This is a genomic window from Salmonella enterica subsp. arizonae, from assembly GCF_008692845.1.
Taxonomy (GTDB): domain Bacteria; phylum Pseudomonadota; class Gammaproteobacteria; order Enterobacterales; family Enterobacteriaceae; genus Salmonella; species Salmonella arizonae.
The window spans coordinates 92991-107577 of sequence record NZ_VXJW01000005.1; the positions used below are offsets into that span (position 1 = coordinate 92991).

Sequence of the window (14587 nt, forward strand, 5' to 3'; positions counted from 1 at the left end):
CATGGTGAAAGTCTATGCCCCGGCTTCCAGCGCGAACATGAGCGTCGGTTTCGACGTCCTGGGCGCGGCCGTCACGCCCGTTGACGGCGCGTTGCTGGGCGACGTGGTATCCGTTGAAGCAGCGGACAGTTTCAGTCTGAATAACCTGGGACGGTTTGCCGATAAACTGCCGCCGGAGCCGCGTGAAAATATTGTTTATCAGTGCTGGGAACGCTTTTGCCACGCGCTGGGGAAAACCATCCCGGTGGCGATGACGCTGAAAAAGAATATGCCGATTGGTTCCGGGTTAGGGTCCAGCGCCTGTTCCGTCGTCGCTGCGCTGGTCGCGATGAATGAGCATTGCGGGAAACCGTTAAACGATACGCGTCTGTTGGCGATGATGGGCGAGCTGGAAGGCCGTATCTCCGGCAGCGTCCATTACGATAACGTCGCCCCGTGCTTTCTTGGCGGTATGCAGTTGATGATTGAAGAAAACGGTATTATTAGCCAGCAGATACCGGGCTTTGATGAGTGGCTATGGGTACTGGCTTACCCGGGCATTAAAGTTTCGACCGCAGAAGCGCGGGCTATTTTGCCCGCGCAGTATCGCCGCCAGGATTGCATTGCGCATGGGCGGCACCTGGCCGGTTTTATTCATGCCTGCTATTCCCGGCAGCCGCAGCTTGCCGCCGCGCTGATGAAAGACGTCATTGCCGAGCCATACCGCGCGCGTTTACTGCCTGGCTTTAGCCAGGCGCGGCAGGCGGTAGCGGAGATCGGCGCTCTGGCGAGCGGGATTTCCGGATCGGGGCCGACGTTGTTTGCTCTGTGCGATAAACCGGAGACGGCGCAACGCGTCGCGGACTGGCTGAGCAAACATTATCTGCAAAATCAGGAAGGCTTTGTTCATATTTGCCGGCTGGATACGGCGGGCGCACGAGTACTGGGATAATCGATGAAACTCTATAATCTGAAAGACCATAATGAGCAGGTCAGCTTTGCGCAGGCCGTCACGCAAGGACTGGGCAAACAGCAAGGACTTTTTTTCCCACACGACCTGCCGGAGTTTAGCCTGACGGAAATTGATGAGATGCTCAACCAGGACTTTGTCAGCCGTAGCGCAAAGATCCTCTCGGCATTTATTGGCGATGAAATACCGCAGGAGATTTTGGAAGAGCGCATCCGCGCGGCGTTTGCTTTCCCGGCGCCGGTCGCGCAGGTGGAAAGCGATGTCGGTTGCCTGGAGTTATTCCACGGCCCGACGCTGGCGTTTAAAGATTTCGGCGGGCGTTTTATGGCGCAAATGCTGACGCATATCAGCGGCGACAAACCGGTGACGATTCTGACCGCAACGTCAGGCGATACTGGCGCAGCGGTTGCTCACGCGTTCTATGGTCTGGAAAATGTGCGGGTCGTCATTCTCTATCCGCGCGGCAAGATCAGCCCGTTGCAGGAAAAACTGTTCTGTACGCTGGGTGGTAACATTGAAACTGTTGCGATCGACGGCGATTTTGATGCTTGTCAGGCGCTGGTGAAACAGGCATTTGATGATGAAGAGCTGAAAACGACGCTGGGGCTGAATTCGGCTAACTCTATTAATATCAGCCGCCTGCTGGCGCAAATTTGCTACTACTTTGAAGCGGTGGCGCAATTGCCCCAGGGGGCGCGTAACCAACTGGTGATCTCCGTACCCAGCGGTAACTTTGGTGATTTGACGGCAGGGCTGCTGGCGAAGTCGCTAGGGCTGTCGGTGAAACGTTTTATCGCCGCCACTAACGTCAACGACACGGTACCGCGTTTCCTGCGTGACGGGAAGTGGGCGCCAAAAGCGACGCAGGCGACTCTGTCGAATGCGATGGATGTCAGCCAGCCGAATAACTGGCCGCGCGTGGAGGAGCTGTTCCGCCGTAAGGTCTGGCGTCTGACTGAGCTGGGCTATGCGGCGATAGATGACGCCACGACACAACAGACGATGTGCGAGTTGAAAGCGAAAGGCTATACCTCGGAGCCTCATGCGGCGGTAGCGTATCGGGCATTACGCGACCAGCTAAACCCGGGTGAGTATGGCTTGTTCCTCGGAACGGCGCATCCGGCGAAGTTTAAAGAGAGCGTGGAGTCCATTCTGGGAGAAACGCTGGCCTTGCCTGAAGCGCTCGCCGAACGCGCCGATCTGCCGCTGCTTTCACATCATCTGCCTGCGAATTTTGCCGCGCTACGTAAGCTGATGATGGCCCGCCAATAACCGTTGTGCCCGGTGGAGATATCGCTTACCGGGCTTGGTGGCATCTATCTGTAGGCTGGATAAGGCGGAGCCGCCATCTGGCAATGTTGTTACTGCTCGTAGCGTTTAAAGACCAGCTCGTCTTGTGTGGAGGTTTCTTCATCAAAGAAATACCCTTCGCTGTTAAACGCGGTAAGCTGTTCCGGCTTCGTTAAGCGGTTTTCAATAATAAAGCGGCTCATCAGTCCGCGTGCTTTTTTGGCGTAGAAGCTAATCACCTTAAACTTGCCGTTTTTCTCATCAAGGAACACGGGTTTAATCAGTTCGGCGTTCAGTTTCTTCGGCTTCACCGATTTAAAATATTCCTCGGAGGCCAGATTAATCACTACCCGATCGCCCTGCGACGCAAGCGTCTCGTTGAGCTTATCGGTAATGATATCACCCCAGAATTGATAGAGATCTTTGCCGCGGGGATTCTCCAGGCGAATCCCCATCTCCAGACGATAAGGCTGCATTAAATCCAGCGGACGCAATAGGCCATACAGGCCAGAGAGCATTCGCAGATGCTGTTGGGCAAAATCAAAATCCGCGTCGCTGAACGTTTCCGCCTGTAGGCCGGTATAAACATCGCCTTTAAACGCCAGAATCGCCTGACGCGCGTTATCCGGCGTAAAATGGGGCTGCCAGTCATGAAAACGCGTAGCGTTGAGATCCGCCAGTTTGTCGCTAATTCCCATCAGCCTGGCAATTTGCGGCGCTGAAAGCTGGCGGACCTGGTGAATAAGCTGCTGGCTGTGATCCAACAGCTCCGGCTGGGTATAACGGGTCGTGGCCAGCGGGCTTTGATAATCAAGCGTTTTTGCAGGTGAAATCAGAATCAGCATATTCAGTCCTTGCAGGTAATTTTCTGCGACTTTAGCAAAAAAACGCCACAGAGTTGACCGATGGTTGCGATTGTCGGCTTAATCGCGTAATGACGCATCCCAGGTATCTGGCGCCAGTTGGGGCTCGATATCCGGGAAACGCTGCGGATCGAACTGCGGCCTTACGCCCAGTTTCCGTTGCCGCAGATAATCTCTGGCGAGGGTATGCACCACCGGCGAGAGCAGTAAAATCGCCGTCAGGTTGGTAATAGCCATACAGGCCATGATTACGTCAGCGAGCTGCCATACCAGCGGAAAACTAAGTAGCGCCCCGGCGACGACCATGCCAATTGTCGCAAGGCGTAACAGCCAGATCATCTTTGCGTTATGTAACCGCAAAAAAAACAGATTGTTTTCGGCGTATATATAGTTGGCGACGATGGAGCTGAAGGCGAACAGAATGACCATAAGCGCGACAAAACTGGCGCCCCATTCGCCGGTCAGCGAAACCATTGCGTGCAGGATAAGCTGAATGCCTTCCGTTGACGAGTGGGATGTATGATTCCCCGCCAGCAGGATAATCATCGCGCTGGCGGTACAGATGATAATAGTATCGCTAAATACGCCTATCATTTGCACAATGCCCTGCGCGACAGGATGAGGTGGGTACGATGCCGCCGCAGCGGCCGCATTAGGGGTTGAACCCATTCCCGCTTCATTAGAGAACATCCCTCGTTGAAAACCACAGGTAATAGCCTGAGTGAGAGTATATCCGGCGGCGCCTGCCGCAGCCTCCTGCCAGCCAAATGCGCTTTTGACTATTGAGGCGATAACTTCGGGCATTTGCTCAATATGCCAGAGGCAAATGAACACGCTGCTGGTGATCCACAATAACGCGATAATGGGAATCAGCCACTGCATCAGGCGCGCGACGCCTTTTATGCCGCGAATGATAATTAACAGCAAGCAGAACGCCAGAACAATGCCGGAGATAAACGGCGGAATGTTGAAGGCAAAATGGAGCGCGCGTGAGACGGAATTAGCCTGCACGCTATTAAAAATCACCCCGTAGGCGACGAGCAGAAAGAGGGCGAACACCACGCCCATCCAGCGCATACCGAGCCCGCGCGCCATATACCACGCTGGGCCTCCGCGGAACTGGCCCGCCGGGTCGCGTTCTTTATAAAGCTGTGCAAGCGAACACTCGGCGAAGGAGGTCGCCATGCCGATGATGGCCGAGACCCACATCCAGAAGACCGCGCCGGGACCGCCTGCGGCGATAGCCAGCGACACGCCGGCAAGATTACCGCTGCCAATCCGCGCCGCGAGGCTGGTACACAGCGCCTGAAATGACGTCAGGCCGCCTGGCTGCGGGCTAAAGCTGCCTTTCAGGCTACGGCTAAATTGGCGAATATAACGAAACTGAATGAATCCGGTATGCCAGGTAAACCAACATCCTGCGCCGAGCAGGAGGTAAATCATTACCGAGCCCCAGAGTACTTCGTTAATAAAACTGAAAAACTCAGGCATTAACATCCCTCTTGTTGATGCCGGCACGCTTTTATAATCCTGTATAAGCGTGGCCCATTATGTAGATGACTTTGTTAGGTTAATATTAATGGAAGTTTACCATAAATCCGGCGGTAACCTTTAATTGCGCATAAACCGTCAGAAGATACGCAATCAATCCTGAAGGGCCGTCAGGTGCATGTAGGCGGTTGCGCTGTGAGTGCGTCGTGTTATCATCATGGTAGACCGGTTACATCCCCTAACAAGTTGTTTAAAGAGAAACACTATCATGACGGACAAATTGACCTCCCTTCGTCAGTTCACCACCGTAGTGGCCGACACCGGAGATATCGCGGCAATGAAGCTGTACCAGCCGCAGGATGCGACAACTAACCCTTCTCTCATTCTTAACGCAGCGCAAATTCCGGAATATCGTAAGCTGATTGACGATGCTGTCGCCTGGGCGAAACAGCAGAGCAGCGATCGCGCGCAGCAGGTTGTTGATGCGACCGATAAGCTGGCGGTGAATATTGGCCTGGAAATTCTGAAGCTGGTGCCGGGGCGTATTTCTACCGAAGTTGACGCGCGTCTGTCTTATGACACCGAAGCGTCTATCGCCAAAGCAAAACGTATTATTAAGCTCTACAATGATGCGGGCATCAGCAACGATCGTATTCTGATCAAGCTGGCGTCCACCTGGCAGGGCATTCGCGCAGCCGAACAACTGGAAAAAGAAGGCATCAATTGTAACCTGACGTTGTTGTTCTCCTTTGCGCAGGCGCGTGCGTGCGCCGAAGCGGGCGTCTATCTGATCTCGCCGTTCGTGGGTCGTATCCTTGACTGGTATAAAGCCAATACCGACAAGAAAGATTATGCGCCAGCCGAAGATCCGGGCGTGGTTTCTGTAACGGAAATCTACGAGTACTACAAACAACATGGTTACGAAACCGTCGTTATGGGCGCAAGCTTCCGTAACGTAGGCGAAATTCTGGAGCTGGCGGGCTGCGATCGTCTGACTATCGCGCCGGCATTGCTGAAAGAGCTGGCGGAAAGCGAAGGGGCGATTGAGCGTAAGCTCTCTTTCTCCGGCGAAGTCAAAGCGCGTCCGGAACGCATTACCGAAGCCGAATTCTTGTGGCAGCATAACCAGGACCCAATGGCGGTTGACAAACTGGCGGATGGTATCCGTAAATTTGCGGTAGACCAGGAAAAACTGGAAAAAATGATCGGCGATCTGCTGTAATACCGCCGGGTTGCATGTTAATAGCCTGCTTTCTGGTTGAGAGCAGGCTATTTTTTATAGTGAAGATCGTTCTTCTGCGCTAACGCTGGTCATGTCAATGACATCGGTTTCCGGGATGCCTTTTCCAGCATTGTCCGGGCCATTGTACATGAGGCTTCACGTTCGCCAGTTTGCATCCCTTCAATACAACCTTCCTGCTTCAGTTGTTCTGCTAACGTCCTCGGTTCGTCTCCATACTGAGGCGCGCGCTGCGCCATTTCAAACAGCAATGCGCGGGCATCCTGTATCTCTCGGTATAGGTGTCCTGTTTTTTCGCATATCCGGCCCTCCCTGGAAGTATTTGTGCGCAGGCTGCCATCGCTTCCGGCGCTATAGCGAATCGTGAATTGGCTTTTGGGTTTTGCGGCGCGCCCCGGAATAACCAATGGCTTACCTGTTCGGGGGTTTAGTATTACTGTCCATTCGCGTGTATGATTCTGCATAATGCGACAGTTTTAACGGAATAATCATGAATACCTTACGTATTGGCTTAGTTTCTATCTCCGACCGCGCTTCAAACGGCGTTTACCAGGATAAAGGCATTCCAGCGCTTGAGGAGTGGCTCGCTTGCGCACTGACCACGCCTTTTGAAGTCCAGCGGCGCTTAGTTCCTGATGAACAGGAAATTATCGAGCAGACGTTGTGTGAACTGGTCGATGAAATGAGTTGTCATCTGGTTCTGACCACTGGCGGCACCGGTCCGGCGCGCCGCGATGTCACGCCGGACGCGACCCTTGCCATCGCCGACCGTGAAATGCCAGGCTTTGGCGAGCAGATGCGCCAGATTAGCCTGCGCTTTGTGCCGACCGCTATTCTTTCCCGCCAGGTGGGTGTTATCCGTAAACAGGCGTTAATCCTTAATCTGCCTGGGCAGCCAAAATCGATCAAAGAAACGCTGGAAGGCGTAAAAGCGGACGATGGTAGCGTTATCGTGCCGGGGATTTTTGCGAGTGTGCCGTATTGTGTACAGTTGCTGGACGGGCCGTATGTCGAAACTGCGCCGGAAGTGGTCGCCTCTTTCCGCCCGAAAAGCGCAAGGCGTGAGAATATATCGGCCTGATTGGGTGATACTAATAAGCGAAGCGCCCTCAGGTAGGGCAGATCAGCGTTATTCCTCCCTGTACGGGAGGAATAAAAGAGACTTAGTGCGCCTCGCCGATTGGCAGGATGGTACGGCCAAAGTGCTCGTTGAGTACTTCACCCATCGCCAGATAAATAGCGCTGGCACCGCAAACCAGACCTACCCAACCAGCGACATGAATAATCGCTTCATTATCGGTAATATTGCCGACCGCCAGCAGAGCGAACAGTACGGTCAGGCTCAGGAAAACAAACTGCAGCGCGCGGGCGGCTTTCAGCGTACCAAAGAACATAAACAGCGTGAATACTCCCCATAGACCTAAATAGGCGCCGAGAAGCTGGGCGTCAGGCGCGTCCGTGAGTCCCATTTTTGGCATCAGCAGGATAGCGACCAGCGTCAGCCAGAACGAACCGTAAGAGGTAAAGGCCGTTAAACCAAAAGTATTGCCTTTTTTGTACTCCAGCAGACCGGCAAAAATTTGCGCGATACCGCCATAGAAAATCCCCATCGCCAGAATAATACCGTCCAGGGCGAAAAAACCTGCATTGTGCAGGTTAAGCAGAATGGTGGTCATGCCGAAGCCCATCAGACCCAGCGGCGCCGGATTAGCCAACTTAGTGTTGCCCAAGTTCGAAAAGGTGATGCTCTCAGAATGTTTATTATTTTCTGTGTTAGCCATGAAAAAACTTTATTCCTATATACGTTGGTCTACTGACAAACAGACAGGGAACACGTCCCTGGAGCGCCAGACTGAAAAAGCGAAACAATACGCTGCAATTCATGGTTTGGAGTACGTCCAGATCCTTGATGCGGGCGTCTCTGCGTTTCGCGGCAAGAATACCACACGAGGTGAATTTTATGGATTCATTAACGCTGTCAAAGCTGGGGTTATTCCATCTGATTCGTGGTTGTATGTTGAGAACCTCGACCGCTTAACCAGACAAGACGTCATGACGGCCCTGAATCTATTCACCAGCTTGTTAAAGTTGGGCTTGACAATTGTTACTGGCATGGATGGGAAAACCTATACGGAGGAGAGTGTTAGTAACAATGTTCACGATTTAATGATGTCACTCTTCTTGTTCAGCCGGGCAAATGAAGAGTCGCTGACTAAGCAAAAACGTGCCTTTGATACCACATTGAAGCTGATTGAACGGCATAAATCGGGGCAACCTACGAACATAAAAAGTGCAGGCTGAAGTGGCACACTGAATTTGGCCACCTGAAAAGAGGTGATATGCTCACCTCAGAACAACACAGGTGCTCCAATGAAAAAAAGAAATTTCAGCGCAGAGTTTAAACGCGAATCCGCTCAGCTGGTTGTTGACCAGAACTTAACGCCATGCCGAGAAGCAGGCTGGCGAAAATCGTTAACACAGATCGCATGGAATTTCTCTTTGACGGGCTCAATAAGCAATTACCGTCTATTATACTCTGCTTGTGACAACGATTCATTTTTGTAATCTTTTCTTTTTATTACAATTTTAATATGAATAATATTCGTTGTTTAATTTTTTTGATGAATATTTATCTGCACATTTTTCCGACGCTCCCTCTCGTTAATAAAAAAATTTTTCATCTCCCCCTTGATGACGTGGGTTACGACCCCATCTTGTAGTCAACCGCAGTGGTGAGTCTGAAAAAAAACGATTCAGGGTAGTTGAAACTGCATGTTTCGCCCTTATTACAGATTCACAACCACATGATGACCGAATTTTAGTGGAGACGTTTAGATGGGTAAAATTATTGGTATCGACTTGGGTACTACCAACTCTTGTGTAGCGATTATGGATGGAATGCAGGCACGCGTGCTGGAGAACGCCGAGGGCGATCGCACTACGCCTTCTATCATTGCTTATACCCAGGATGGTGAAACTCTGGTTGGTCAGCCGGCTAAACGTCAGGCAGTGACAAACCCGCAAAACACTCTGTTTGCGATTAAACGCCTGATTGGCCGCCGCTTCCAGGACGAAGAAGTTCAACGTGACGTTTCTATCATGCCGTACAAAATCATCGAAGCTGATAACGGCGACGCATGGCTTGATGTGAAAGGTCAGAAAATGGCGCCGCCGCAGATTTCTGCCGAAGTGCTGAAGAAAATGAAGAAAACGGCAGAAGATTACTTGGGTGAACCGGTAACTGAAGCGGTTATCACCGTACCTGCATACTTCAACGATGCTCAGCGTCAGGCAACCAAAGACGCTGGCCGTATCGCGGGGCTGGAAGTAAAACGTATCATCAACGAACCGACTGCCGCCGCGCTGGCTTATGGTCTTGATAAAGAAGTCGGAAACCGTACTATCGCGGTATACGACCTCGGCGGCGGTACCTTCGATATTTCCATTATCGAAATCGACGAAGTTGACGGTGAAAAAACCTTTGAAGTTCTGGCGACCAACGGTGATACCCACCTGGGCGGCGAAGACTTCGATACCCGTTTAATCAACTATCTCGTTGACGAATTTAAGAAAGATCAGGGCATTGACCTGCGTAACGATCCGCTGGCGATGCAACGCCTGAAAGAAGCCGCAGAAAAAGCAAAAATTGAGCTGTCTTCTGCGCAGCAGACCGACGTGAACCTGCCGTACATCACCGCAGATGCCACCGGTCCGAAACACATGAACATCAAAGTGACCCGTGCGAAACTGGAAAGCTTGGTTGAAGATCTGGTGAACCGTTCTATCGAGCCGCTGAAAGTCGCTCTACAGGATGCTGGCCTGTCCGTATCCGATATCAACGACGTTATCCTCGTTGGCGGTCAGACCCGTATGCCAATGGTGCAGAAAAAAGTGGCTGAGTTCTTTGGTAAAGAGCCGCGTAAAGACGTTAACCCGGATGAAGCTGTCGCTATCGGTGCTGCGGTACAGGGCGGCGTATTGACCGGTGATGTGAAAGACGTGCTGTTGCTGGACGTTACCCCGCTGTCTCTGGGTATCGAAACGATGGGGGGCGTGATGACTCCGCTTATCTCCAAAAACACCACGATTCCAACCAAGCACAGTCAGGTGTTCTCTACTGCGGAAGACAACCAGTCTGCGGTAACCATCCATGTGCTGCAGGGTGAGCGTAAACGTGCGTCTGATAACAAATCTCTGGGGCAGTTTAACCTGGATGGCATCAACCCGGCGCCGCGCGGTATGCCGCAGATCGAAGTCACCTTCGATATTGATGCTGATGGTATTTTGCACGTATCCGCGAAAGATAAAAACAGCGGTAAAGAGCAGAAGATCACCATCAAGGCGTCTTCTGGTCTGAACGAGGAAGAAATTCAGAAAATGGTTCGTGATGCGGAAGCGAATGCTGAATCCGACCGTAAGTTTGAAGAGCTGGTTCAGACCCGCAACCAGGGCGACCATCTGCTGCACAGCACCCGTAAGCAGGTTGAAGAAGCAGGCGATAAACTGCCGGCTGATGATAAAACCGCTATTGAGTCTGCACTGAGCGCGCTGGAAACCGCCCTGAAAGGCGAAGATAAAGCCGCTATCGAAGCCAAAATGCAGGAACTGGCGCAGGTTTCTCAGAAGCTGATGGAAATCGCTCAGCAGCAACATGCGCAGCAGCAGGCTGGCTCCGCTGACGCTTCTGCAAACAACGCGAAAGACGACGATGTTGTCGACGCTGAGTTTGAAGAAGTAAAAGATAAAAAATAATCGCCCTTTGAACGGGTAATTACTGGCACGGGCGAAGAGGTTTCCTCTCCGCCCGTGCATGCATGTTAAGGGCAGATAAAAAGAGATGGCGAAAAGAGATTACTACGAGGTTTTAGGCGTTTCCAAAACAGCGGAAGAGCGTGAAATCAAAAAGGCGTACAAGCGCTTGGCCATGAAATATCATCCGGACCGCAACCAGGGTGATAAAGAGGCTGAAGCTAAATTTAAAGAGATTAAAGCAGCCTACGAAGTGCTGACCGATGCGCAAAAACGCGCAGCCTACGATCAGTACGGTCACGCCGCGTTTGAACAAGGCGGTATGGGCGGCGGCTTTAATGGTGGCGCTGATTTCAGCGATATCTTTGGTGACGTTTTTGGCGATATCTTTGGCGGCGGACGCGGTCGCCAACGTGCGGCGCGTGGGGCTGATTTGCGTTATAACATGGATCTCACCCTGGAAGAAGCTGTGCGTGGCGTGACCAAAGAGATCCGTATCCCGACACTTGAAGAGTGTGACGTTTGCCACGGCAGCGGCGCGAAAGCTGGCACACAACCGCAAACCTGTCCGACCTGCCATGGTTCAGGTCAGGTGCAGATGCGGCAGGGATTCTTTGCTGTCCAGCAGACCTGCCCGCACTGTCAGGGACGCGGTACGCTGATCAAAGATCCGTGCCATAAATGTCACGGTCATGGGCGGGTTGAAAAGAGTAAAACCCTGTCCGTTAAGATCCCGGCGGGCGTCGACACCGGAGACCGTATTCGTCTGGCAGGCGAGGGCGAAGCGGGCGAGCATGGCGCACCGGCGGGCGACTTGTACGTTCAGGTTCAGGTGAAACAACACCCTATTTTCGAGCGTGAAGGCAATAATCTTTATTGCGAAGTGCCGATCAACTTTGCGATGGCTGCGCTGGGTGGTGAAATCGAAGTGCCGACGTTAGATGGTCGCGTGAAGCTGAAAGTACCGAGCGAAACGCAAACAGGTAAGCTGTTCCGTATGCGTGGGAAAGGAGTGAAGTCCGTACGCGGTGGCTCACAGGGCGATTTGCTGTGCCGCGTGGTAGTTGAAACGCCGGTTGGTCTGAGTGAAAAGCAGAAACAATTGCTAAAAGATCTTCAGGAAAGTTTTGGTGGCCCGACGGGAGAGAAAAACAGCCCGCGTTCAAAAAGCTTTTTTGATGGCGTGAAAAAATTCTTTGATGATTTGACTCGCTAACCGCTTTTCCTTTGTATTTTTCTTCAGCCCGGGTGTTTATCCGGGCTTTTTTCTGCCTTTATGCGCCCGGGCTTCTGCTAAATACATCATACTCTCTCATTTGTTGATATTTTGTTTTTACTGATAAACAAATTGATGTTAATCAGTAGGTTTGCATACACCCATTTTTAAAAAAACGTTATATGGTGCTATTAATGATTGCTTTTTTAGATGCGGTGAATTGATTTATCTTGAGTATTATCTATATTGCTTTTTTTAGTTTCCGGAGGCAGATAGCGAATGGGATCGAAAGGTGCCAACAAAAGCTTTGATTATAATTTGATCAAAGTTCTTGACGCTGTTATTTTGTCAGGAAATGCGGCTATGGCGGCAAAAAAGTTAGGCATTACGCCGGCTGCCGTTTCTCTGGCGTTGAAGCGCTTGCAGAGTTATTACCCGGAAGAGCTGTTTAGCAGAGGGAAAGGCGGGCTCATCCCCACGGCTAAGGCTGTCGACATTCACCAAAATTTCAGTCAGGTGATGAAACTAGTGGATGACACATTTCTCAGTAAGAGCAAAAAAGATGAAGCATTCCAGATTACACTATTAGGCAGTGATATTGTTGAAAGCTATTACCTTTCTCAGATCAATAACAGCGACATTTTCGACCGCATTTTGATAAATCATTTCTCTGTCAGAAATATGAGCCGGGAGCGCATCAGTGAGCTTCTGTTTACGGCGCAAGGCGATCTGCTGATTGGCGCTGAACCTTTGTTGGAATCCGGCATTGAGAATCAAGTCATTGATAGTTTCAAAACATTTGTTTGTATCTGTAGCAGTAAACATATGCTGAGTACTCTGTCGCAGCTATCGCTACATCATTTTTATTCTTCGCGTCATGCATTATATCAGCCGGGTATGGGAGTTTCGGTGATATATCATGATAGCCAATTATTGAAGGATGAACGGTATTATACCAGCAAGCGTATTGTAGGCTATCGCAGTGATTCGCTTAACGGTTTAATGAGCATGATAGAAAGAACCTCGTTGATTGCGTTGATGCCTTTAAAATTAGCACTTTTCTATAAAAATCATCGTAGATATGCTATTAAATTTATTCAGCCTCCACCCGAGCTAGCTTTTAAGTCAATTCAGGTTTATGCCTCCTGGAATAAAAATAGTAGAAATATATCGGCCATTAATGAGATGGTAGGTATGTTACAAACACTTTCCTCCTTCCGTCGCTGATACTCCTCATTTTCATTCTTTGATATAATATGTTTTTAAATGATGTGCTTTGATTTCCTCCCCCCTGGCAGGGCGCTTACACTCTTCTTGTTAATTATTTATTTATAATGATTCAGGAGTGTTAAAATGTCTATTCCCAACCATGTATCGACAACCGAAGTTGTGCTATTGGAGCTGGAGATCTTACTCACTATTATTGCGATTGGTGCGTGGGGAGGCTTTGTCAGCTATCTTTTACGCAAAGATAAGACAGAATATAATAGTTCTCATGAAAATATTAAATATTGCTTAACGCAAATCATTATCTCCTGCTTTACCAGCTTCTTGTTAAGCGCGATTGCGATCGAAAAAGAATGCAGTTTTAACATTGTTCTGCTGGCGGCAGGCTTAGGCGGTGTTTTTGCTGGCCCCATCTTAAAAATTCTTGGTCAGAGAATCAAAAAAATTATCGAAGGGAATAATTTAGATTAATTATCCTCGCGCTATCAGGCTCATCCGTGAGCCTTTTATGCGTATTTTCTTAGTCGGATTCAGGTCACTCTATTTTTGATCCAGCCATAAATAAATTGCTCGTTATTGTGGTCCTTTTCAGCAACGTTTAAATAGTACGCACCCTGACTACAATTTAGGGCTTTCACCAAAACGGCTTCCCCTTCCTGGCCTCGCCAGGCCAGATAATGTTCGAGTGCAGTAAGCGTTTGCGGGCCAATATTGCCATCCACATGAATATCCGGATAGCGTTTGCCTTCGTGATTAAAGACGTTCAACCAACGTTGCAACCATACGCTGGGGTAGTAAGCGCCTATGTTGACTGCCGCATCACACAGCTCGAACGAGATCGACCACGATAATGTCGAGATTATATTAAAGCCTGGTTTTATCCAGTAATCCTCTTCGAGAATCGAGTAGGCTTCAGCGCGGGTTAGATCCCGCATATCGCCAGCATAACCATGCGCTCGCGCTGTTGCTTCGGTAATGCCCCAATGGGTAGCGCCGCCTTTATCTTTAGGATTAAATACGTAACCGCCTTCAAGCGTTATAATTCCATCTATAATTGGATTCATCTTCCCTTTCCTTTGCTTAGTGAATATGCAGATACATGAGTGAACCTAACGTTACTGAGAATACGGTCGTCAGGGCAGCGATAGTTTGCCGTATAATCTGCTTTTTTCTTCCCTTTGTTTCGCTATCCATCGCGGTAATGGATATATCCCTATTAACCTTGAGGCCTTGTCTTGGAATAGTAATAAAAAGATCGTTAATGCCCAGCGCTTTAAGATCGCGTCTGATTAAATAGAGTATCTGCGTTAGATTTGCATCATTAACATAGTGGCTTCGACTTCCCCATAACGTGGCGGTTATTTTTTGTCGCTCGATAATCTCCAGATGAGCATTCTCAATGATGAAACTGAGACACTTAGCTCTCATCGCAGTCATTTTAATAACCTGTGAATTTGAGGCCGTTCTCAGCTCATATTTATCTTCATTGTAAATACAACTTCTATTAATGATATAGCTTTTCATAACATCGTCCTTTAGAAATATACATCCTGTTTGCCTAT

At 50.1% G+C, this 14587-nt stretch carries 14 protein-coding genes; 9 read left to right on the top strand and 5 right to left on the bottom strand.

Annotation, left to right across the window (positions count from 1 at the left end; genetic code table 11):
* Window position 1: 1 nt before the first annotated feature.
* Together thrB and thrC are read left to right on the top strand one after the other, a co-directional pair.
* The gene (thrB, locus tag F4V61_RS11315; protein WP_079781615.1) at window positions 2-931 is read left to right on the top strand and encodes a homoserine kinase; all 930 of its coding nucleotides are present in this window, start codon (window positions 2-4) and stop codon (window positions 929-931) included.
* Between the two features lie 3 nt (window positions 932-934).
* The gene (thrC, locus tag F4V61_RS11320) at window positions 935-2221 is read left to right on the top strand and encodes a threonine synthase (RefSeq protein WP_000781093.1); all 1287 of its coding nucleotides are present in this window, start codon (window positions 935-937) and stop codon (window positions 2219-2221) included.
* 89 nt (window positions 2222-2310) lie between these two features.
* On the opposite strand, the gene yaaA is transcribed toward thrC, so the two are convergent.
* Together yaaA and F4V61_RS11330 are read right to left on the bottom strand one after the other, a co-directional pair.
* Window positions 2311-3084, bottom strand: coding sequence for a peroxide stress protein YaaA (gene yaaA, locus F4V61_RS11325; RefSeq protein ID WP_000906168.1), 774 nt, complete (start codon window positions 3082-3084; stop codon window positions 2311-2313).
* 78 nt (window positions 3085-3162) lie between these two features.
* Window positions 3163-4593, bottom strand: a complete 1431-nt coding sequence (locus F4V61_RS11330) for an alanine/glycine:cation symporter family protein (protein WP_024132021.1) — start codon at window positions 4591-4593, stop codon at window positions 3163-3165.
* 268 nt (window positions 4594-4861) lie between these two features.
* On the opposite strand from F4V61_RS11330, the gene tal reads away from it, so the two are divergent.
* On the top strand, window positions 4862-5815 hold the full coding sequence (gene tal, locus F4V61_RS11335) for a transaldolase (protein ID WP_000130176.1): 954 nt from the start codon (window positions 4862-4864) through the stop codon (window positions 5813-5815).
* Window positions 5816-6323: 508 nt separating this feature from the next.
* Window positions 6324-6914 carry a molybdopterin adenylyltransferase gene (mog, locus tag F4V61_RS11340; RefSeq protein ID WP_080160918.1) on the top strand — a complete coding sequence of 197 codons (591 nt, stop codon included), beginning with the start codon at window positions 6324-6326 and terminating at the stop codon, window positions 6912-6914.
* Window positions 6915-6996: 82 nt separating this feature from the next.
* Here mog and satP read toward each other — a convergent pair whose 3' ends face one another.
* Window positions 6997-7563, bottom strand: coding sequence for an acetate uptake transporter (gene satP, locus F4V61_RS11345; protein WP_024132020.1), 567 nt, complete (start codon window positions 7561-7563; stop codon window positions 6997-6999).
* Between the two features lie 49 nt (window positions 7564-7612).
* Here satP and F4V61_RS11350 point away from each other — a divergent pair, with 49 nt between their 5' ends.
* The 5 genes from F4V61_RS11350 (at window position 7613) to F4V61_RS11375 (ending at window position 13496) form a co-directional block, all read left to right on the top strand.
* Entirely contained in the window at window positions 7613-8134 is a 522-nt protein-coding gene (locus F4V61_RS11350; RefSeq protein WP_000737972.1) for a recombinase family protein, read from the top strand.
* A 534-nt stretch (window positions 8135-8668) separates the two neighbouring features.
* Entirely contained in the window at window positions 8669-10585 is a 1917-nt protein-coding gene (dnaK, locus tag F4V61_RS11360; RefSeq protein ID WP_000516119.1) for a molecular chaperone DnaK, read from the top strand.
* A gap of 85 nt (window positions 10586-10670) precedes the next feature.
* Window positions 10671-11798, top strand: coding sequence for a molecular chaperone DnaJ (gene dnaJ, locus F4V61_RS11365; RefSeq protein ID WP_001119027.1), 1128 nt, complete (start codon window positions 10671-10673; stop codon window positions 11796-11798).
* 279 nt (window positions 11799-12077) lie between these two features.
* Complete coding sequence (locus tag F4V61_RS11370; protein WP_000534917.1) at window positions 12078-13025, top strand: LysR family transcriptional regulator; 948 nt, start codon at window positions 12078-12080, stop codon at window positions 13023-13025.
* A gap of 126 nt (window positions 13026-13151) precedes the next feature.
* The gene (locus tag F4V61_RS11375; protein WP_000026885.1) at window positions 13152-13496 is read left to right on the top strand and encodes a phage holin family protein; all 345 of its coding nucleotides are present in this window, start codon (window positions 13152-13154) and stop codon (window positions 13494-13496) included.
* A gap of 59 nt (window positions 13497-13555) precedes the next feature.
* On the opposite strand, the gene F4V61_RS11380 is transcribed toward F4V61_RS11375, so the two are convergent.
* Window positions 13556-14089 (bottom strand): glycoside hydrolase family 108 protein, encoded by a 534-nt coding sequence (locus F4V61_RS11380; protein ID WP_058818986.1) that lies wholly within the window; start codon window positions 14087-14089, stop codon window positions 13556-13558.
* A gap of 16 nt (window positions 14090-14105) precedes the next feature.
* Window positions 14106-14549 carry a winged helix-turn-helix domain-containing protein gene (locus tag F4V61_RS11385; protein WP_000844349.1) on the bottom strand — a complete coding sequence of 148 codons (444 nt, stop codon included), beginning with the start codon at window positions 14547-14549 and terminating at the stop codon, window positions 14106-14108.
* Between the last annotated feature and the right edge of the window lie 38 nt (window positions 14550-14587).

What these genes read in the sequence shown, in the direction of transcription:
- thrB (WP_079781615.1), top strand. Translation starts at nt 2, where the DNA reads ATGGTGAAAGTCTATGCCCCGGCTTCCAGCGCGAACATGAGCGTCGGT.
- thrC (WP_000781093.1), top strand. Translation starts at nt 935, where the DNA reads ATGAAACTCTATAATCTGAAAGACCATAATGAGCAGGTCAGCTTTGCG.
- yaaA (WP_000906168.1), bottom strand. Translation starts at nt 3,084, where the DNA reads ATGCTGATTCTGATTTCACCTGCAAAAACGCTTGATTATCAAAGCCCG.
- F4V61_RS11330 (WP_024132021.1), bottom strand. Translation starts at nt 4,593, where the DNA reads ATGCCTGAGTTTTTCAGTTTTATTAACGAAGTACTCTGGGGCTCGGTA.
- tal (WP_000130176.1), top strand. Translation starts at nt 4,862, where the DNA reads ATGACGGACAAATTGACCTCCCTTCGTCAGTTCACCACCGTAGTGGCC.
- mog (WP_080160918.1), top strand. Translation starts at nt 6,324, where the DNA reads ATGAATACCTTACGTATTGGCTTAGTTTCTATCTCCGACCGCGCTTCA.
- F4V61_RS11350 (WP_000737972.1), top strand. Translation starts at nt 7,613, where the DNA reads ATGAAAAAACTTTATTCCTATATACGTTGGTCTACTGACAAACAGACA.
- dnaK (WP_000516119.1), top strand. Translation starts at nt 8,669, where the DNA reads ATGGGTAAAATTATTGGTATCGACTTGGGTACTACCAACTCTTGTGTA.
- dnaJ (WP_001119027.1), top strand. Translation starts at nt 10,671, where the DNA reads ATGGCGAAAAGAGATTACTACGAGGTTTTAGGCGTTTCCAAAACAGCG.
- F4V61_RS11370 (WP_000534917.1), top strand. Translation starts at nt 12,078, where the DNA reads ATGGGATCGAAAGGTGCCAACAAAAGCTTTGATTATAATTTGATCAAA.
- F4V61_RS11375 (WP_000026885.1), top strand. Translation starts at nt 13,152, where the DNA reads ATGTCTATTCCCAACCATGTATCGACAACCGAAGTTGTGCTATTGGAG.
- F4V61_RS11380 (WP_058818986.1), bottom strand. Translation starts at nt 14,089, where the DNA reads ATGAATCCAATTATAGATGGAATTATAACGCTTGAAGGCGGTTACGTA.
- F4V61_RS11385 (WP_000844349.1), bottom strand. Translation starts at nt 14,549, where the DNA reads ATGAAAAGCTATATCATTAATAGAAGTTGTATTTACAATGAAGATAAA.